Source organism: Croceitalea sp. MTPC5, assembly GCF_036985505.1.
Taxonomy (GTDB): Bacteria; Bacteroidota; Bacteroidia; order Flavobacteriales; family Flavobacteriaceae; genus Croceitalea.
On sequence record NZ_BTGQ01000002.1, the window covers coordinates 786,419 to 804,340 of the forward strand.

Consider the following 17,922-nt stretch of genomic DNA (forward strand, 5'->3'; position numbering starts at 1 on the left):
CACACCAGACCGAGCAAAAAGTGAATTATTAATTTTTAATATTTATAATGAAGTCAATTACAATCAAAGGATCCCAAAGAGAAAGCGTGGGCAAGGTTTCGACCAAAGCCTTACGTAATGCTGGAAAGGTCCCTTGCGTACTATACGGAGGGGAAAAACCATTGCACTTTTCAGCCGATGAACTATCGTTCAAAGATTTAGTGTACACCCCCAACGCGTATACCGCGGTAATTGAGTTGGAGAATGGGGAAAAATTCGATGCCGTATTGCAAGACATCCAATTTCACCCTGTGACCGATAAGATCCTGCACATCGATTTTTATCAATTATTCGAAGACAAACCGGTGACCATGAACATTCCCGTTCGTTTAGAGGGGAACTCACCAGGGGTACGAAATGGTGGTCGTTTACTTTTCAGAAAACGAAAACTTACCATTAAAGCCCTGCCCGCTTTACTTCCAGATTTTATCACTGTTGATATTTCTAAACTAAAAATTGGCGGAACGATTGCGGTAGAAACCTTATTGAACGATGATTTCAATATACTTCACCCTGACAGTACTGCAGTTGTTCAGGTAAAAGCATCTAGAAATGCCGTACTTGATGACGATGACGAAGAGGAAGAAGGTGATGATGCCCCAGCTGCTGAAGGTGCTGAGGCAAATGCCCCTGAGAGTGCTGAATAATTAGCAACCAATATTTAAAAGCATCCCTGATCGAATTGTAAAATTTGATTTCGGATGCTTTTGTATTTTTGGCCAAATCAATTGACAATGTTTGCTTGGTTAAAGTCTTTATGGAGTACAAATACACCTATACTTTCTGAAATAGACATCATGAAAAAGTTTTTGATCGTTGGGTTGGGCAATATTGGTGAAAAATACCACAACACCCGTCATAACATAGGTTTCAAAATTTTAGACAGGCTCGCCGAAGAGGAAGGGTTACACTTTGAAGATGCTAAATTAGGTGCTATCACTACGTTCAAGTTCAAAGGAAAGAGTGCCTTATGCCTAAAGCCATCAACATTCATGAATTTAAGCGGTAAGGCCGTGCGTTATTGGATGGAAAAAGAGAACATTGCCTTAGACAATGTATTGGTCATTACCGATGATATCAACCTGCCATTCGGAACTATTCGCTTAAAAGGAAAGGGAAGCGATGGCGGCCACAATGGGCTAAAGGATATTCAAAATACGCTTCAGACGGCTACCTACAATAGGTTCCGATTTGGTGTTGGGGCCGACTTTAGCAAAGGCCGTCAGGTAGACTATGTACTGGGGGAATGGAATGGGGAAGAAAGCTCAAAACTACCCGAAAGGTTAGAAAAATCAACGGCTTTAATACGTTCGTTTATGTTCGCTGGTACAAAAAACACCATGAACCAGTTCAACGGCACCTAGGTTTAAAGTGTTTTAAAATCGAAAACACCTGAATCTGAAACATTCCCTTCGCTATCCGTTGTGATTACTTTCCAGTAATAAATGGTTCCTGAAGTGAGCACGACCGAAGCTTGTTGGGTTGTGGCATCTGTTGACATCAATAAACTTTCTGGAGGGTTCTGTTCAGAAAAATAGAGCTCAAAAGTTTCAATATCATCTTCAACATCGGCCCCCATCCATCTTAAAACAACTTCATTGACATCGTTCGCCGATATGGTGGCCCCAGGTTTTGGCGATATGATTTGAGCGGGAAAAGGTGCATAGGTCACCTGTGCCCCTGCGTTGTAAAACAACCAATTTTCACTTGTGGCCGTTTCATCTGAATTTGAATTGACCGATAGCACCGACCATGAGAAAGGAGCTCCTTTTTCCAATGACAAACTTGCGGTAGTTGCGGCCGTAGTTATCGCTTGGGGTATGTTGGTATTTAGGTTGAGTACTGTCAATGTATATAAATCGGTATTGTTTGCGGGCATCCATTCAAAAGTTACCTGGCTCAATTGTGCGTTGACATCAACACCAGTCGTACATTCGGAATCTTGAAGTGGAAAAACCAAAAGTGCCCCTTCTGGTGATGGTGGGGGACCATCATCACTGCCACATGAAAAACATAAAACAACCAAAAATATCATAAAAGCCTTTGTCATCGTTTTATCAATTTAAAGGTTTGACTTTCCCCATTTAAGTTGATCACGGCAATGTAAATTCCTTTAGATAGACTAGAAACATCTATGTCAAACCCGCTATTGACGCTTTCATGGACTTCATTAATGACCAACTGCCCGCTTATCGTAAACAATTCGAAAGCTATCCGACTTTCATTTTTGTTCGTTTCAATCGAAATATAGTCCATCATAGGGTTAGGGTAAACCATGATATCGCCACCAACAAATAATCGCTCTTCATAAGTGCCTTGACATGGCAAAGAAGAATAAACCTTTAAATTGTTATGGCCCTCTTTTAAATCAACCAACAACTCATTATCATCCGTTTGTATCACAATTCCATCCAAGTCAATAGTGTATAAATCGGCACCGGCCATTTGTAGTAGAACCTGATTCGATCCTGCCAACAATGTGCTCGTAACCATTAACACTTCAGGCTCCGTAATAATAAGCTCAAAACAATTTTCACGATAATCAAGCACTCCATCGGTGCCTGAAAGGCATAACTGATATTGCCCTGCCATTAGGCCTTCAAATGAATTGGAACCTGTAAAATCCATTGAGGAATCAAGACCATTGCCAACCAAAGTTGCGGAATAGGTAATCGAGGTGTCAACTGCGTCTATGATGATGGCACCATCGTTGCTTTGCCTACAACTTTCACTTTGAATCTCGAGGGTATAGCTGTTGGCCGGCAAATCATTCAAAGCACATCCCGACGTATCAACAGGCACTCCTTTCGGTGTACCCAAACATAAATCATCGCCATCATCAAAAACCCCATCTTCATCGGCATCAGGTCTGAAAACACCTTCCACACATACTTCTAACGAGAAAGCATCAAGGGCGCCCCCGTCTGAGGCAGCCGTATCTTCAATAGTCAAAATCCAATCCCCTAGAATGGATTCCCCTTGAAATGAGGCCAGACTACCCAATGGAGTAATCGTGCCTTGAATCGCCGGATTTCCCGAACAGCTTATGGGCACTCCGTTATCATCAAAAACGGCATTCAGGTTATTCGAACTTCCACAGGTTTTTGAAATTAGGGTTACCGTAGTTCCCGATGGTGAAGTCAGGCTTACGATCAAATCTTCCAAATAGGTATGTGATAGCTCTAAATTGACCTTCATATCAAAAACCTTTAAGTCTTCTGCAAAACTTAGTGTAGAAGTAATTGTAGAAGGATCTTCTGCACTAATTTCTAAGGGTAATCCATTACTATCAACCACCTTGCAGGTGACCACAGCTGTTGTAAACGTGGCGGTTTGGCCAAAAGCACCTTCTCCACATTGATTATTTGGACGCACTCTCCAATAATACGTTGTTTCAGAAATCAAGTTTGAACTTTGATAACTGTTGAATATGGTATTCGCTGATTCAATAATCGCAGCAAACGAAGCGTCAGTAGCAATTTCAATATCATAATTTGTGGCATTGGCATCACCCGTCCATAAAAATTCTGGATTCACACTGGTCCCAACCGCCTCATTAGAAGGTGAAACCAAAGCCAATTCCTCAAAATCAGCATCGTATACATTTAGTTCGAGTATTGTACTAACACTACCACTTGATGAAGTGGCGATTACTTCAATCGGATAACTGCCAACAGTCAAGTTAGAAGTATCGCTAATGCTTAAGTCTACATTGGTTTCATTGACACTCGCCATACTCGGCAAAAACGTGGCACTCAATCCATCTGGTAGATTGGCGCTAAAGCTAACCGTACCCATAAAACCGTTATATGTCTCAAAAATAAAGGGTATGGTCAATGCGTCAGGTTTACAAATGGCATAGGTCAATGCATTAAAATTGAGCACGAAATCAGAAGCTTCAATCGTAAAATCTGATGCATTGACCGCAAAGAATATGTTATCACTGGCTTTCACCATCAGTCTAGCTGTATTTGAAGCCTCACCTGGCAACTGTACTTTTGCAAAACCGGTATTTGGAACGTTGTCGGCAATAAGAAATGGAAACGTTTCGCCTCCGTTAGTGGACAAATAGATGTCAACCGCAGCGGCATTTATAGGAGCTGTATTTGTATTCGCAACATCCCAAGTAATTTCTTGTATACTCCCAGCTTCATATATCGTATTGGTAGTTTGTGAGGTCACTACAAATGGCCCTGAATTATTACTGACATTAACCTTGACGAAATCTGAGACTACCTGTCCCCCACCAGTAGCATTATCACGTACCGTTAACGCAAAATTAAGTTCCCTTTCAATAGTTGAAACCGTCTCCCAAGTGCCATTTACTTCGGGTTCCGTTTCCACCAACTGCCCACTTACGACCCTCGAAAGCCTAGGAAAGTACCTACTAGGATTCGTAGTGGGCGTCAACGATCTAAAATTGGCTCCAGTGGCATTGTCCGGACCAAAAGTATCCCTAGTCACCACACCATCATCTATTTGTTCCCAGTTGTAGGTCAGTATATCACCATTATCGGCATCACTAGCATTACCGGTAAGCACGAAAGCCGTACCTTTTGGAATAGTGAAATCCCCTAATGGAATTAGCACGGGAGGTGTGTTTAAGAGCGCCGAAGTTTGGGCACAGGAGACCGTTTGTAAATAATCACTAATCTGTTCAATACTGTTATAGTGAAAATAATCGTCCCCGTTGGGGGCTACATTATTTCCCTCAACGATACCGGCATAACCCATTATGGTCGTACCACTTGCAGGTTCAGCCTGAACCCCGGTACCTTCAGACTCAAAAGACCATGTATGGTTGGCCCCAAATTGATGCCCTAATTCATGCGCCACATAATCTAAGTCAAACAGATCACCTTCAGGTTCCAAAGCAGACGAGAAAGCACTTCCCTTTCTATTGTCAAAGCATACAGAACCTATAAACCCTGCATTGCCATTATCGTTATCATCATGAAACAAGTGCCCCACATCATAATTCGTTTCCCCGATTATTGACGTAAGCGTACTTTGCACCTCGGCATTTAAGTTTGAACCGTACGGATCGGTTTCTTCGTCTGTAAAAATGAGTAGATCATTATTGGGTATCAACTCTAGGGTAACCCCTAAATCCGTCTCGAAAACCTCATTTACGCGAGTCAATGTTGCATTAATGGCCGCCAAGGCATCTGCCACCGTCCCTCCATGATGATCCGTGTACTCCCCCGTAGCCGAAACGGCGATTCTAAATTTTCGTAAGGTTTGGTCATCGATAAGGTTTTGGGAAACTTTTGAAGGGTTTGCATTACCCAGGGCTTCGGTTTTACACTCAAAACCAACCTTAGAAGTTGAAGTACGTTGCCTGAAAACCTGGTATACATCACCGGTATGCGATTGTTTTTCAATGAACGAGGTTTTTCCTGTCGCCAAATCGACGAGCATGACCTGAAGCCCATTATGTGAAAAACTAAATCGGGCTTTTACACTACGTCCCTTGTTCCACCCCGTAAAGGACTTTATCTGAGGATATTTTTTACATAGTTCAGGATGAAGCACAGGAGTTTCCGCAATATAAAAAGCATCAAAACCCCCTGTCACTTTGGGTAAATACACAGGGGTATTTTCATCTTCAATAGAACCCAAAAGCGCCAAGTTGAAAGCTTGAAATTCTAGCTTTAAGAGTTGATGGTTTTTTGAACTTGTATAGGAAGCGGATTGTGAAGCCGAAAGAAGGGGTTTCCAATATTCCTTTTGGGAGAATCCGTAAAACCAGCTAAAAAATATGGTAATTGATAAAACAAGACGTAATTTAGCTTTCATCCAAAAAAAGGGGGCTATCTATATTCAAAAGTAAGCCTTTTTTATTTTTTTATGCAGTGGAAACAATCCAAGGAATCTCTCAGTTCAATTCACCGGAAAAAACAATCTTAACGATTGGAACCTTTGATGGTGTTCACATCGGACACCGCAGTATCCTAAATCGTCTCATAAATGATGCCAAAATTTCAAAGTCCAAATCCGCCGTATTGACTTTTTTTCCGCATCCGCGGATGGTACTTCAAAAAGATACCGATATCAAGATGCTGAATACGATGGGTGAGAAAAAACAGGTCTTGGCCGATTTAGGGTTGGATTATCTAATCGTGCACCCTTTTACAAAAGAATTTTCAAGACTTTCCGCACTTGAGTTTGTGAGGGACATTCTGGTGGGTCAACTTAAGGTCAGAAAAATAATCATCGGGTATGACCATAGATTCGGTCGAAACCGAAATGCCAATATCAATGACCTCACCAGTTTTGGCAACACCTTTGATTTCGATGTCGAAGAGATACCGGTACAAGAAATTGACCAGGTATCCATAAGCTCGACCAAAGTTCGAAAAGCATTGCTAAATGGCGCTGTCGAAACCGCAAACAACTACCTGGGCTATCCGTTTATGTTAACGGGTGTCATTAAAAAGGGAAAAGGACTCGGACGACAAATCGGATTTCCGACCGCCAATCTGCATATTGAAGAAGACTATAAACTGATTCCTAAAAATGGGGTTTATGTCATTAAGGGCTTTTTTAACGATCAACTTGTTTACGGCATGATGAACATCGGCTTTAACCCTACGGTAAATGGGAAGGAAAAAAGCCTTGAAATCCACTTTTTTGATTTTAATGAAGACCTTTATGAAAGACAGATACAGGTAATGCTTATCAAAAGAATACGGGAAGAGCATAAATTTGAATCTGTGGAATTGCTACGGGAACAGCTTGAAAAGGATAAGGAAAACTCGTTACGGTTAATATCTTAAAACGTGGTGAACCAATTTTTGTTTAAAAAAATAGACAATGCCCAACTCATTGTGTTTCGGGTTTTCTACGGAGTTTTAATCTGTGCGGAAGCTTTCGGCGCCATTGCTACGGGTTGGGTTCGAAGAACCTTTATAGAGCCCCGGTTCACTTTTAGTTTTATCGGTTTTGAATGGCTACAACCGCTACCCGGAAACGGGATGTATTTCTATTTCGTACTCATGGGTATTTTTGGCATATTCATCACCTTGGGTTTTAAATACCGTTTTAGCGCTTTCGCATTTGCCTTTATGTGGGCCGGAGCCTATCTCATGCAGAAAACCTCATATAACAACCACTACTACCTTTTGATGTTACTTGCTTTTATCATGGGTTTTTTACCGGCACACAAGAGTCACTCAGTAGACGCCCATTACAATACAGGTCTAAAGGCCCATCAAATGTTCAATTATGTTAGGTGGATCATCATTTTGCAATTGTTCATCGTCTATACCTACGCCTCTGTCGCCAAACTATACGGTGATTGGCTCGATTTGAGCATTATCGAGATTTTGATGCGAAGCAAGAAAGACTATTTTTTGATCGGGGAATTTTTGCAGCAAAAATGGGTACATCAGATGATCGGTGTTTTTGGTATTTTATTTGATCTCTTGGTCGTACCGGCCCTTTTATGGAAGCCTACCCGAAAAGTAGCTTTTGCCTTATCGATATTCTTTCATTTATTTAACAGTATTGTTTTTCAAATCGGAATTTTCCCTTATTTGTCCCTAGCGTTTTGTGTCTTCTTTTTTAATCCACAGACGATTCGAAATATTTTTTTAAAACCCAAAAGGGTTCCCGTTTCAGAAAACCTAAAATTGCCAAAAAACCATAACTGGATTTTAATCGCACTTGGCGCCTATTTCATAATACAATTGCTATTACCATTGCGTCATCACACCTTCAACAGTGATGTGCTTTGGACTGAAGAAGGCCATCGATTAAGCTGGCGTATGATGCTTAGAAGCAGGTCTGGCACCATTAGTTATCGTATTGTCAACCATCGGAACAATGCTGAGTCCATTGTAAATTTAAATGACTACTTGACCAAGAAACAAAGGCGAAAAGTGGCATGTTACCCTGATTTTGCATGGCAATTTGCGCAATATTTGAAAAAAGAATATAACGAGAAGGGAGAAAACATCAGTATTTTTGTCAATTCGAGGGTTAAGGTAAACCAAGGAAAGTACCATACCTTTATTGACCCTAATGTGGACTTGGCTGCCGTGCCTTGGAAACATTTCTCACACAATGAATGGATTTTACCCCGAGATTAGAACATAAACATTGTCGCTTCACCTGCAAAAAATTAAATTTGCCACGCTAAATAAACGCTATGCTCCAATTACAAAAGATACGAGAGAACAAAGATGCTTATAGCAATGCCCTGAAAAAGCGGAACATTGATGCAACCGGGGTGCTGAATAGCGTTATAAAACTAGACGAAGAAAGGCGTGCCATTCAAACGGAACTTGATGCTACTTTGGCAGAATTAAACAAACACTCTAAAGAAATCGGAATGCTTTTCAAATCGGGGCAGATAAAAGAAGCAAATGATTTGAAGGCAAAAACCCCTAGCCTGAAGGAAGCCTCTAAAAAATTAGGGGATGATTTGGACCAAACTTCCAAAGACCTGCAAGAATTACTTTTCCAAATCCCCAATGTCCCCCATGAATCCGTTCCGTCGGGCAATTCAGATGAAGACAATGAAGAAGTGTTTCGTGAGGGCACTATTCCTGAACTAACGAAACAGGCCCTACCCCACTGGGAGTTGGCGAAAAAATACGACATCATAGACTTCGAGTTGGGCGTAAAAATAGCTGGATCGGGTTTTCCTGTTTATAAAGGAAAAGGTGCAAGATTACAACGTGCGTTAATTGCTTATTTTCTTGATAAAAATACAGCTGCGGGGTATACCGAAATTCAAGTACCGCATTTGGTCAACGAAACCTCGGGGTATGGCACCGGACAGTTACCAGACAAAGAAGGTCAGATGTACCATGTACAAGCCGATAACCTGTACTTAATTCCTACGGCAGAAGTACCGGTAACCAACATCTTTCGTGACGAAATAATAGCAAAAGGGAAATTCCCCATTAAATATACCGGATACACACCTTGTTTTAGACGAGAAGCTGGCAGCTATGGGGCACATGTTCGAGGCCTGAACCGTCTGCATCAGTTTGATAAAGTAGAAATTGTTCGTGTAGAGCAACCTGAAACATCATATCAAGCCCTTGATGAAATGGTTGAACATGTCAAAAACATACTTCGAGAATTGAAACTACCGTATCGCATCCTCCGTTTATGTGGTGGCGACTTGGGTTTCACCGCTGCCTTGACTTATGACTTTGAGGTATTTTCCACGGCCCAAGACCGGTGGTTGGAAATTAGTTCGGTATCCAACTTTGAGACCTATCAGGCAAATCGTTTAAAACTTCGGTTCAAAGATGAGAATGGTAAAAGTCAATTGGCACATACCTTAAACGGCAGCTCATTGGCGCTACCACGCGTTTTGGCCGGTATTTTAGAAAATTACCAAACCGATGAAGGAATTCAAATACCCGAAGTACTAGTGCCCTACTGTGGATTCGACAAAATCAACTAAGCTCAATTTCTGATTCGGTTAACATAATTTAAGGGGTCGGTACGTTATCTTTAGACCATGCGAAGCATTTGTTCTATTTTTTTCTTCCTCTTTTTTTTGGTGGTGTCGGCACAACAAGATTTTTTGGCCAAACAATATTTTAATGATGGGGAGTTTGAAAAAGCAGTGGTTTTCTATGAGAAACTGGTCGAAAACAATCCGAGAAGAACCGATTATGCAGAAGGGCTTGTTGCCTGTTACCAGCAATTGGAACAATATGAAAAAGCAGAATCATTTCTTTTAAATAAAATCAAAGGGGGCAGCGCTTTCCCCACTTTTCTAATAGAATTAGGCTATAATTACAAACTTCAGGGCCTTCCGGAAAAATCCGGGGAATTTTTTGAAAAAGCCATTCAAAGAATTGATGAGAATCCTAATTTCGGCTATAGCATCGGATATCGCTTTCAAAAATACGCACTACTTGATGAGGCAATTGCCGCTTACACCAGGGCCATGTCGTTAAAACCGGATCTGAACTACGATTTTCAACTGGCACGCATCTATGGGGAACAAGGTGATATTGAAAAAATGTACCGATCTTATCTTAAGTTGATCTATGAGGGTAAATCATCTCGCAACAATGTGCTTCGAAATATAGATGATTTCATCTCTGAAGATCCAACCGACATCAACAATGTTAAACTTCGAAAAATACTCTTGCAGAATGCACAGAAGAATCCTAATATCATCTGGAATGAGCTGTTAAGCTGGCTTTTCGTGAAACAAAAACAATACAAGAGTGCCCTCGCACAAGAAAAAGCCATTTACAAACGAACTGAAGGTGCCTCATTGAACCGCTTAAAGAATCTTGGCGAGATCGCACAAGAGAACAAGGCACTCGAAACCGCTGTAGACTCATTTGAATTTATTGTCGAGAATTCAAACGAAGCCACGACCACACTGAACGCAGAATTAAGTTTGATAGATATCAAGTTATTGAATGCCGACACAAAAGCATTGAATGCCGTAGAAAAACGATTCGAATCTTTACTTGAAAACTACGGTTATGACCCACAGACCCTGCAGCTTCAGATTGCGTATGCTAATTTTCTAACGTTTCAAAGAGAAAATCCAGAGCCTGCCATAGAGATGTTGAAAAAGGGACTTGAACAACCTTTGGGTAGATTCGGAAAAGCCTACATAAAATTGGCTTTAGGTAATATTCTGGTCTTTGACCAACGTTTTAATGAAGCTTTGATTTATTTCTCGCAAATTCAGAAAAGCCTTAAAAACGATGTTTTAGGACAGGATGCCCGATTCAAGGTTGCCCAGACCAGTTTTTATAAAGGTGACTTCGATTGGGCTTTGACCCAACTAAAGGTTTTGAGGGGTTCCACCTCTCAATTGATCGCAAATGACGCCATGCAGTTGAGTTTATTGATTTCTGATAATTCTTTGGAGGATTCAACACAGACCGCATTGAAAAAATATGCAAGGGCAGACCTACTGGCCTACCAGAAGAAAACCCAACAGGCCATCACCGTATTAGAGGATATTCTTAAAAATCACAAAGGTGAAAAAATTGAGGATGAAGCACTGTTGAGGCAAGGCAAGATTTATGAGCAAATTGAGAACTTCGAAGGCGCCCAATTCAATTATCAAAAAATAGTGGAATTTTATAGTGATGGTATTCTCGCGGATGATGCCCATTATGCCCTTGGCACATTGTACGAGAAGCATTTCGATGATCCTGAAAAGGCGAAAAGCCATTATGAGAAAATAATATACGATTACCAAGACAGCTATTATTTTCCACAGGCACGTAAAAATTTCAGAAGGCTACGAGGTGATCTAATCAATTAACGGCTCAGACGATACGCAAAACACCCAGTTCGAAAGAGATGGGTTATCTTTACCGACATTTAAACCAAAATGTATGATCATCTACAATGTCACCATTAACATTGATGAATCGGTTCATGAAGATTGGCTTCAATGGATGAAATGTGAACATATTCCGGATATGCTCTCCACAAAAAAATTTACAGGGGCCAAAATCTGTAAGGTGTTGGTTGAAGAAGAAATGGGTGGTCTGACCTATGCCGTTCAATATCGGGTCAAAGATCGTGAGACCCTTAATTTATACTATAAAGAAGATGCAGATAGAATGCAATCGGCCGGGCTTCGTCTTTTTGCCGATAAATTTGTAGCTTTCAGAACAGAATTAGAAATCATTAGTGAACAATAACCTTGAGAACAACACATAAACTTTTTTCATACGGAAGATTACAGGAACATGAGGTACAACAGGCGGTTTTGAATAGAAAACTCAAAGGAACCAAAGATATATTGGTCGGTTTTAAAAAGTTCGAGAAACAAACAACGGATCAACACCCTATAATTGAACCTACCAACGATGTAAAAGACGCTGTAAAAGGGGTACTTTACCCAATTTCAAATCTCGACCTGTACAAAATTGATTCTTATAGATCGTTGAATTACGCACGCAAACTGGTCACCCTTAAATCAGGTACAAAAGCTTGGGCATACCTGCCACATGTGAATTGATCGTGCTATCTTGCGACTAAAAGAGGGCATGCCTAAGAAAGGAAAGCAGCGAAACGTTTTCTACGAAAAAAAGGGAACTAAAAACAGGCGTGGCGATTCACCGGTTCAAGCAAAAAAACATCTTGGCCAACATTTTTTGAAAGACCAGGACATCGCCAAAAAAATCGCTGGCACCCTCTCTTTGAAAGGGTATACCAATGTTCTCGAGATCGGCCCTGGCACGGGCGTGTTGACCAAATATCTTTTATTGCGCGGAATTCATTTGGTAGCGATGGATTTAGATGAAGAGTCCATCGTATATTTAAATCATAGTTTTCTTCTTGAACATCCAAAAGTCTTGAAGAACGATGAAAGCCTTAGGGTTATTGAGGCTGATTTTTTAACGTTCGATTTTTCAAAACTATTTTTTGACCAACAGTTTGCCATAACGGGCAATTTTCCTTACAATATTTCTACACAGATCGTTTTTAAAATGCTCGACTTGCGCGAACGGATTCCTGAATTTTCAGGTATGTTTCAAAAAGAGGTCGCACAACGCATTTGCGAAAAAGAGGGAACCAAGACTTACGGAATACTTTCTGTTCTGGTTCAGGCCTTCTATGATGCAGAATACCTGTTCACCGTGCATCCGCAGGTATTCGACCCGCCACCGAAAGTTCAATCTGGGGTACTGCGCTTGACCCGAAAAAAAGATTTTCATTTAGATTGTGACGAACAGTTGTTGTTCAAAGTGGTGAAGGCGGCATTCAACCAAAGACGAAAAACACTTCGTAACAGCCTCAAAACCTTTAATCTTTCAGATAATCTTAAAGAAGATGCTATATTTGACCGTCGACCAGAGCAAATGGCGGTTGCAGATTTTATAGCCCTCACAAAGAAGATTTCAAATGACTCCATTTAAACTTACCGATGAGCTCGTAGAACGGATACGATCGCTAATTGAAAATCAAGACGATGAGCAATTGCGTTCGCTCATGAAAGAGTTTCATTATGCCGATATAGCGGAAATCACCAATGAACTTAAAGGAGACGAGGCTACCTATCTTATCAAACTCTTAGATAGCGAAAAAACGTCCGATATTCTTACGGAGCTTGATGAGGACATCCGTGAAGAAATTCTGAACAATCTCTCCCCTAAAGAGATTGCCAGTGAAATTGAAGAGCTGGATACTGACGATGCCGCTGATATTGTTGGTGAGCTACCAAAAGAGATCGTTAACGAGGTCATCTCAGAAATTGAAGATCGTGAACATGCAAAGTATATTGTAGACCTCTTACGTTATGACGATGATTCCGCTGGGGGATTAATGGCCAAAGAGCTGGTCAAAGTCTATGAAAATTGGACGGTTACCAAATGTGTACGCGAAATGAGGGCACAGGCCGAAAACGTAACCCGTGTCCATTCCATTTATGTGGTTGATACCGAAGAGCGCCTGATAGGCAGGCTCTCTTTAAAAGATTTGTTGACCGTATCCACTGAAACACACATTCGGGAAATTTACATTCCAAAAGTTGATTCGGTCAATGTAAATGAAAAGCCTGAAGAAGTGGCCAAAATTATGTCAAAGTATGATTTAGAGGCTATTCCGGTAATAGATGAAATTGGGCGTTTAGTGGGTCGTATTACCATTGACGACATTGTGGATGTCATTCGGGAAGAGGCCGATAAAGATTACCAATTGGCCGCTGGTATCTCTCAAGATGTTGAGGCGGATGATAGTATTTGGGAGTTGACAAGGGCACGCCTCCCCTGGCTCATCTTAGGGTTATTCGGTGGTGCCGCCGCTGCGTATATTATGGGCGGTTTTGAAGAAATGTTCAGCAAGTATACTACGTTGTTTCTTTTTACACCATTGATCGCCGCTATGGCTGGTAATGTAGGGGTGCAATCAAGTGCCATTATTGTTCAGGGTTTGGCAAACGACGACTTAAAAGGGAGCATTGGCAGTCGGTTGATCAAAGAAATACTGTTAGCGCTATTGAACGGGGTCATATTGGCCGCGATCTTGCTACTCTTTACCTGGATTTGGAAAGGGGATTTTATGATTGCCCTGGCCATCTCCATATCATTGATAGCCGTAATCGTAGTGGCGGGATTTGTAGGTACGTTCACACCGCTATTTTTACATAAAAGGGGGGTAGATCCCGCAATAGCAACAGGGCCTTTTATCACCACTAGTAATGATATTTTTGGTATTTTAATTTACTTTTTAATTGCTAAACTGATTTTAGGAATCTAACATAAGAATGTACCTACCTTCAATTGGCTAACTGTAAGCACCACCATGAAAGCTATCAACCTGAAAGAAAAACATCGTTTATTTTCCAAACAGTGGCACCCCCACCAAATTGCCACCGTAGATGACATGCAAGTCATTTTGGCCAAGATAAAAGGGGAATTCGTATGGCATGCCCACGAAAATGAAGATGAACTCTTTCAAGTTTTAAAGGGAACCCTCTACATGAAATTTAGGGACCGCACCGAAGTAGTCAATGAAGGGGAGCTAATTGTGGTACCCAAGGGTGTGGAACATTGCCCTTCAACCAAAGATGATGAAGAAGTACATTTATTGTTGTTTGAAAAACAGAATACCGCCCATACAGGCGAAGTGCAGCATGAAATGACCCAGACCCATTACCCTAAAATCTAGTTACACCAAACCGATTCTTAGTTAGAGATTGTAAAAACCAACGACTAAAAACATATGAAAATACTTCATGTAGATACCAATCACCCCCTACTCTTGGATCAATTTAGGGAGCTCGGCTTTGAGAACGATGAGGATTACACCTCATCAAAAGAACAAATTCTAGAGAAAATCCATGTATACGATGGGTTGGTCATTAGAAGCAGATTTCCCATAGATCGTATTTTTTTGGATAAAGCAACGAATCTAAAGTTTATTGGTAGGGTTGGTGCCGGACTTGAAAATATCGACATCGACTATGCCAAAGAGAAAGGTGTTTTTTTAGCCTCTGCCCCAGAAGGCAACCGCAATGCAGTTGGGGAACATGCCTTGGGTATGCTATTGAGTCTATTCAATAAGTTGAACAAGGCACATAAAGAAGTGCGAAAAGGAAAGTGGGACAGGGAAGGAAATCGAGGTACGGAGTTGAATGGAAAAACCGTGGGCATCATTGGCTATGGCAACATGGGAAAAGCCTTTGCGAAAAAGCTTCGGGGTTTTGAAACAGAGGTGATCTGTTATGACCTTATTGGCGGTGTCGGCGATGATAATGCACGGCAAGTAGGTGTTCTTGAATTACAACAAAAATCAGATGTTATCAGTTTACATGTGCCACAAACAGATGTAACTACTGGCATGGTAAATACTGAATTTATCAATGGCTTTCAAAAACCATTTTGGCTTTTGAATACCGCACGGGGCAAATGTGTGGTCACGGATGATTTGGTAGAAGCCCTAAAATCAGGTCAAATCTTGGGTGCGGGGCTGGATGTGCTCGAATATGAAAAAAAGTCGTTTGAAACCATGTTCACCAAAAAGCCAAAAGCCTTCAAATACCTTCGCAAAGCGAAAAATGTACTGTTGACACCACATGTGGCGGGATGGACCGTTGAAAGCCATGAAAAACTGGCCCAAACCATCGTAAATAAGGTGAAAGCTAATTTTTGTTAACTTTATTGGCCAACCAAGACCAAAAAGTTATGACTATTGACGCGAACACGGTAGACGAATACATCTCAAAACTACCCGAAGAAAGAAAAACAGCGGTCAATAAATTGAGGGAAACAGTTAAAATCAACCTCCCTGCGGGGTTTCAAGAACGTATCAGCTATAAAATGATAGGGTACGTTGTTCCACATGAGGTATATCCCGATGGATACCATTGCGATCCCAAGCTGCCCTTGCCCTTCATCAATATCGCTTCGCAAAAGAACTTTGTGGCACTTTATCACTCTGGCATCTATGCGAATCCTGATTTACATGATTGGTTCGTCACCGAATATCCAAAGCATGTAAAAACGAAATTGGATATGGGAAAAAGTTGTGTTCGATTCAAAAAAGTCGAAACCATCCCTTATGATTTGATAGCGGAGTTATGCCAAAAAATGACGCCAGAAGATTGGATCACTTTGTACGAGAAAAATGTAAAACGATGAAAAAAAGGGTAACGGGACTCGGTGGGTTCTTTTTCAAAACCAAAAATCCTGATAAGATCAAAGACTGGTACAAAACCCATCTCGGATTAAATACGGACCGATACGGATGTACTTTTTGGTGGAAGGATAAAGAGGGAAACGATTGTTCTACACAGTGGAGCCCTATGAACGAGGATACGGGCTATTTTCAACCCAGTGAAAAACAGTTTATGATGAATTTTCGAGTGGAGAACTTGAAAGAATTACTGGTTGCACTGAGAAAAGAGGGAGTCACCATTGTTGGTGAAATTGAAGAATACGAATATGGTAAATTTGGCTGGATCTTAGACCCAGAAGGCAACAAATTGGAACTTTGGGAACCTGTTGATAAAGCATTTTTATAACAATCGAATATTTTATTACATTTAAACTTCAATTAACCAACAAATTAGAATTATGTCTGAAGAAAAAAAAGATTTAGGGGATAAGGCTGAAGAAGCTTTTGACAAGGCCAAAGACGCAGCAAAAGAAGTTGCCGATGATGCCAAAGAAGCTGCAAAAGATTTCAAGGAAGATGCCAAAGAGGTATTCAGTAAAGACAATCCCGATAGCGGTAAGACCGTAGCGATAATAGCGCATCTCACCCTGATCGGGTGGATAATCGCACTCGTTATGAATAATGGAAATAAAACGGAAGTTGGCTCTTTCTATATCAGACAAGTTTTGGGTATCATGCTACTGGGGTTTGTATTGGGGTTAATACCCGTGATCAATTTAATCGCGTGGATTTTTCCGTTTATCTTATGGGTTATGAGTTTGGTATTTTCATTTAGTGGTGAACAGAAAAAAGTATTCTTGGTAGGGGACTACTTTCAAGATTGGTTTAAATCACTATAATATATACAAAAGGTCAGAAATTTTATCCTGGCCTTTTTTAATTTCATTTATCATCGTAATATTGCAATATATAAATATTTGATATGGGCATTACAAAAACACAGATATTTAACCAAGATCAAAACCGAATGGCCATTATTTTCAAGGCATTGGCCAACCCAGCACGTATTGCGATTCTCGAATACATTAGCAAACAAGATGCCTGTATCTGTAATGATATTGTTGATGAAATAGGTTTGGCACAACCCACGGTATCACAACACTTAAAAGAACTTAAAAATATTGACCTGATAAAAGGTGAAATCGAAGGTAAAAAAGTATGCTATTGTATCAATTTAAATACTTGGAATGCCATTCAAAAAACATTGAACTCCTTTTTTAATACCACAAAAAGCAATTGCTGTTAAAACCAAAACGTATGAAAACAAGCGAATTTTTAGAATTACTGAACGCCCACAAGAATAAAGAGCTTTTATTTGAATACACCCCGGGACATTTTGTAGGTGCCAACTACCATATTACCGAAATTAAAAATATAACCGTTGATGCCATTGATTGTGGGGCGAACGGTGATTTCTGGAAAGAAACGATCGTTCAGTTATGGGAAAGCCCAAAAGAGAAAGACAAGACAGCATTCATGTCAGCTTTTAAGGCACTTGACATCCTTAATAAAGTAGATCAGATCAAACCTATGGTCAGAGACGCCGAGATCAAGTTTGAGTATAGTAACGATACCTTTCACACAGCACAACTATTTGTTAACGATGTCGTCTGGAATGATACGCAATTTGTCATTAAACTTGCAGTGGAAAAGACAGACTGCAAAGCAAAAGCTACCTGTGGTGTTCCTGAAGAAGTTGAAACCGTAACGTCATCGGCTTGTGCACCGGGCAGTGGTTGTTGCTAAGCTTTA

The 17,922-nt window shown here is 40.7% G+C and carries 19 protein-coding genes; 17 read left to right on the plus strand and 2 right to left on the minus strand.

Annotation, left to right across the window (positions count from 1 at the left end; translation table 11 throughout):
* The first annotated feature begins 47 nt into the window (after nucleotides 1–47).
* Both AACM45_RS08635 and pth read left to right on the plus strand, forming a co-directional pair.
* Complete coding sequence (locus tag AACM45_RS08635) at nucleotides 48–686, plus strand: 50S ribosomal protein L25/general stress protein Ctc (protein WP_339142064.1); 639 nt, start codon at nucleotides 48–50, stop codon at nucleotides 684–686.
* 87 nt (nucleotides 687–773) lie between these two features.
* The gene (pth, locus tag AACM45_RS08640; protein ID WP_339142065.1) at nucleotides 774–1,403 is read left to right on the plus strand and encodes an aminoacyl-tRNA hydrolase; all 630 of its coding nucleotides are present in this window, start codon (nucleotides 774–776) and stop codon (nucleotides 1,401–1,403) included.
* Nucleotides 1,404–1,405: 2 nt separating this feature from the next.
* On the opposite strand, the gene AACM45_RS08645 is transcribed toward pth, so the two are convergent.
* Nucleotides 1,406–2,089, minus strand: coding sequence for a hypothetical protein (locus AACM45_RS08645; RefSeq protein WP_339142066.1), 684 nt, complete (start codon nucleotides 2,087–2,089; stop codon nucleotides 1,406–1,408).
* Nucleotides 2,086–5,838 carry a reprolysin-like metallopeptidase gene (locus AACM45_RS08650; protein ID WP_339142067.1) on the minus strand — a complete coding sequence of 1,251 codons (3,753 nt, stop codon included), beginning with the start codon at nucleotides 5,836–5,838 and terminating at the stop codon, nucleotides 2,086–2,088. The genes AACM45_RS08645 and AACM45_RS08650 overlap by 4 nt, the downstream gene beginning before the upstream one ends.
* Before the next feature lie 56 nt (nucleotides 5,839–5,894).
* On the opposite strand from AACM45_RS08650, the gene AACM45_RS08655 reads away from it, so the two are divergent.
* From AACM45_RS08655 to AACM45_RS08725, 15 genes are all read left to right on the plus strand, one after another.
* Nucleotides 5,895–6,818, plus strand: coding sequence for a bifunctional riboflavin kinase/FAD synthetase (locus AACM45_RS08655; protein ID WP_339142069.1), 924 nt, complete (start codon nucleotides 5,895–5,897; stop codon nucleotides 6,816–6,818).
* A 3-nt stretch (nucleotides 6,819–6,821) separates the two neighbouring features.
* Nucleotides 6,822–8,132, plus strand: a complete 1,311-nt coding sequence (locus AACM45_RS08660) for an HTTM domain-containing protein (protein ID WP_339142071.1) — start codon at nucleotides 6,822–6,824, stop codon at nucleotides 8,130–8,132.
* A 59-nt stretch (nucleotides 8,133–8,191) separates the two neighbouring features.
* A complete protein-coding gene (serS, locus tag AACM45_RS08665; RefSeq protein ID WP_339142072.1) occupies nucleotides 8,192–9,463 on the plus strand; it encodes a serine--tRNA ligase in 1,272 nt (423 codons plus the stop codon).
* Between the two features lie 57 nt (nucleotides 9,464–9,520).
* Nucleotides 9,521–11,305 (plus strand): tetratricopeptide repeat protein, encoded by a 1,785-nt coding sequence (locus AACM45_RS08670; RefSeq protein ID WP_339142073.1) that lies wholly within the window; start codon nucleotides 9,521–9,523, stop codon nucleotides 11,303–11,305.
* Nucleotides 11,306–11,378: 73 nt separating this feature from the next.
* A complete protein-coding gene (locus AACM45_RS08675) occupies nucleotides 11,379–11,690 on the plus strand; it encodes a DUF4286 family protein (protein ID WP_339142075.1) in 312 nt (103 codons plus the stop codon).
* Nucleotides 11,691–11,692: 2 nt separating this feature from the next.
* A complete protein-coding gene (locus tag AACM45_RS08680; protein ID WP_339142076.1) occupies nucleotides 11,693–12,010 on the plus strand; it encodes a gamma-glutamylcyclotransferase family protein in 318 nt (105 codons plus the stop codon).
* Between the two features lie 28 nt (nucleotides 12,011–12,038).
* The gene (gene rsmA, locus AACM45_RS08685) at nucleotides 12,039–12,911 is read left to right on the plus strand and encodes a 16S rRNA (adenine(1518)-N(6)/adenine(1519)-N(6))-dimethyltransferase RsmA (protein ID WP_339142077.1); all 873 of its coding nucleotides are present in this window, start codon (nucleotides 12,039–12,041) and stop codon (nucleotides 12,909–12,911) included.
* The gene (gene mgtE, locus AACM45_RS08690) at nucleotides 12,898–14,250 is read left to right on the plus strand and encodes a magnesium transporter (protein ID WP_339142078.1); all 1,353 of its coding nucleotides are present in this window, start codon (nucleotides 12,898–12,900) and stop codon (nucleotides 14,248–14,250) included. Before rsmA ends, mgtE begins: the two co-directional genes overlap by 14 nt.
* Before the next feature lie 45 nt (nucleotides 14,251–14,295).
* Nucleotides 14,296–14,661, plus strand: a complete 366-nt coding sequence (locus tag AACM45_RS08695; RefSeq protein ID WP_339142079.1) for a cupin domain-containing protein — start codon at nucleotides 14,296–14,298, stop codon at nucleotides 14,659–14,661.
* Between the two features lie 54 nt (nucleotides 14,662–14,715).
* Nucleotides 14,716–15,648, plus strand: a complete 933-nt coding sequence (locus tag AACM45_RS08700) for a 2-hydroxyacid dehydrogenase (RefSeq protein ID WP_339142080.1) — start codon at nucleotides 14,716–14,718, stop codon at nucleotides 15,646–15,648.
* Between the two features lie 29 nt (nucleotides 15,649–15,677).
* Nucleotides 15,678–16,133, plus strand: coding sequence for a DUF1801 domain-containing protein (locus tag AACM45_RS08705; protein ID WP_339142081.1), 456 nt, complete (start codon nucleotides 15,678–15,680; stop codon nucleotides 16,131–16,133).
* Complete coding sequence (locus tag AACM45_RS08710; protein ID WP_339142082.1) at nucleotides 16,130–16,516, plus strand: VOC family protein; 387 nt, start codon at nucleotides 16,130–16,132, stop codon at nucleotides 16,514–16,516. The genes AACM45_RS08705 and AACM45_RS08710 overlap by 4 nt, the downstream gene beginning before the upstream one ends.
* Before the next feature lie 52 nt (nucleotides 16,517–16,568).
* Entirely contained in the window at nucleotides 16,569–17,009 is a 441-nt protein-coding gene (locus AACM45_RS08715; protein WP_339142083.1) for a YtxH domain-containing protein, read from the plus strand.
* An 83-nt stretch (nucleotides 17,010–17,092) separates the two neighbouring features.
* Nucleotides 17,093–17,416, plus strand: coding sequence for an ArsR/SmtB family transcription factor (locus tag AACM45_RS08720; RefSeq protein ID WP_339142084.1), 324 nt, complete (start codon nucleotides 17,093–17,095; stop codon nucleotides 17,414–17,416).
* An 11-nt stretch (nucleotides 17,417–17,427) separates the two neighbouring features.
* Nucleotides 17,428–17,916, plus strand: a complete 489-nt coding sequence (locus AACM45_RS08725) for a DUF6428 family protein (protein WP_339142085.1) — start codon at nucleotides 17,428–17,430, stop codon at nucleotides 17,914–17,916.
* Nucleotides 17,917–17,922: the final 6 nt, after the last annotated feature.

Excerpts from the sequence above, each read along its gene's own strand:
- AACM45_RS08635 (WP_339142064.1), top strand. The coding sequence starts at position 48 with ATGAAGTCAATTACAATCAAAGGATCCCAAAGAGAAAGCGTGGGCAAG.
- pth (WP_339142065.1), top strand. The coding sequence starts at position 774 with ATGTTTGCTTGGTTAAAGTCTTTATGGAGTACAAATACACCTATACTT.
- AACM45_RS08645 (WP_339142066.1), bottom strand. The coding sequence starts at position 2,089 with ATGACAAAGGCTTTTATGATATTTTTGGTTGTTTTATGTTTTTCATGT.
- AACM45_RS08650 (WP_339142067.1), bottom strand. The coding sequence starts at position 5,838 with ATGAAAGCTAAATTACGTCTTGTTTTATCAATTACCATATTTTTTAGC.
- serS (WP_339142072.1), top strand. The coding sequence starts at position 8,192 with ATGCTCCAATTACAAAAGATACGAGAGAACAAAGATGCTTATAGCAAT.
- AACM45_RS08670 (WP_339142073.1), top strand. The coding sequence starts at position 9,521 with ATGCGAAGCATTTGTTCTATTTTTTTCTTCCTCTTTTTTTTGGTGGTG.
- AACM45_RS08675 (WP_339142075.1), top strand. The coding sequence starts at position 11,379 with ATGATCATCTACAATGTCACCATTAACATTGATGAATCGGTTCATGAA.
- rsmA (WP_339142077.1), top strand. The coding sequence starts at position 12,039 with ATGCCTAAGAAAGGAAAGCAGCGAAACGTTTTCTACGAAAAAAAGGGA.
- mgtE (WP_339142078.1), top strand. The coding sequence starts at position 12,898 with ATGACTCCATTTAAACTTACCGATGAGCTCGTAGAACGGATACGATCG.
- AACM45_RS08695 (WP_339142079.1), top strand. The coding sequence starts at position 14,296 with ATGAAAGCTATCAACCTGAAAGAAAAACATCGTTTATTTTCCAAACAG.
- AACM45_RS08700 (WP_339142080.1), top strand. The coding sequence starts at position 14,716 with ATGAAAATACTTCATGTAGATACCAATCACCCCCTACTCTTGGATCAA.
- AACM45_RS08705 (WP_339142081.1), top strand. The coding sequence starts at position 15,678 with ATGACTATTGACGCGAACACGGTAGACGAATACATCTCAAAACTACCC.
- AACM45_RS08710 (WP_339142082.1), top strand. The coding sequence starts at position 16,130 with ATGAAAAAAAGGGTAACGGGACTCGGTGGGTTCTTTTTCAAAACCAAA.
- AACM45_RS08715 (WP_339142083.1), top strand. The coding sequence starts at position 16,569 with ATGTCTGAAGAAAAAAAAGATTTAGGGGATAAGGCTGAAGAAGCTTTT.
- AACM45_RS08720 (WP_339142084.1), top strand. The coding sequence starts at position 17,093 with ATGGGCATTACAAAAACACAGATATTTAACCAAGATCAAAACCGAATG.
- AACM45_RS08725 (WP_339142085.1), top strand. The coding sequence starts at position 17,428 with ATGAAAACAAGCGAATTTTTAGAATTACTGAACGCCCACAAGAATAAA.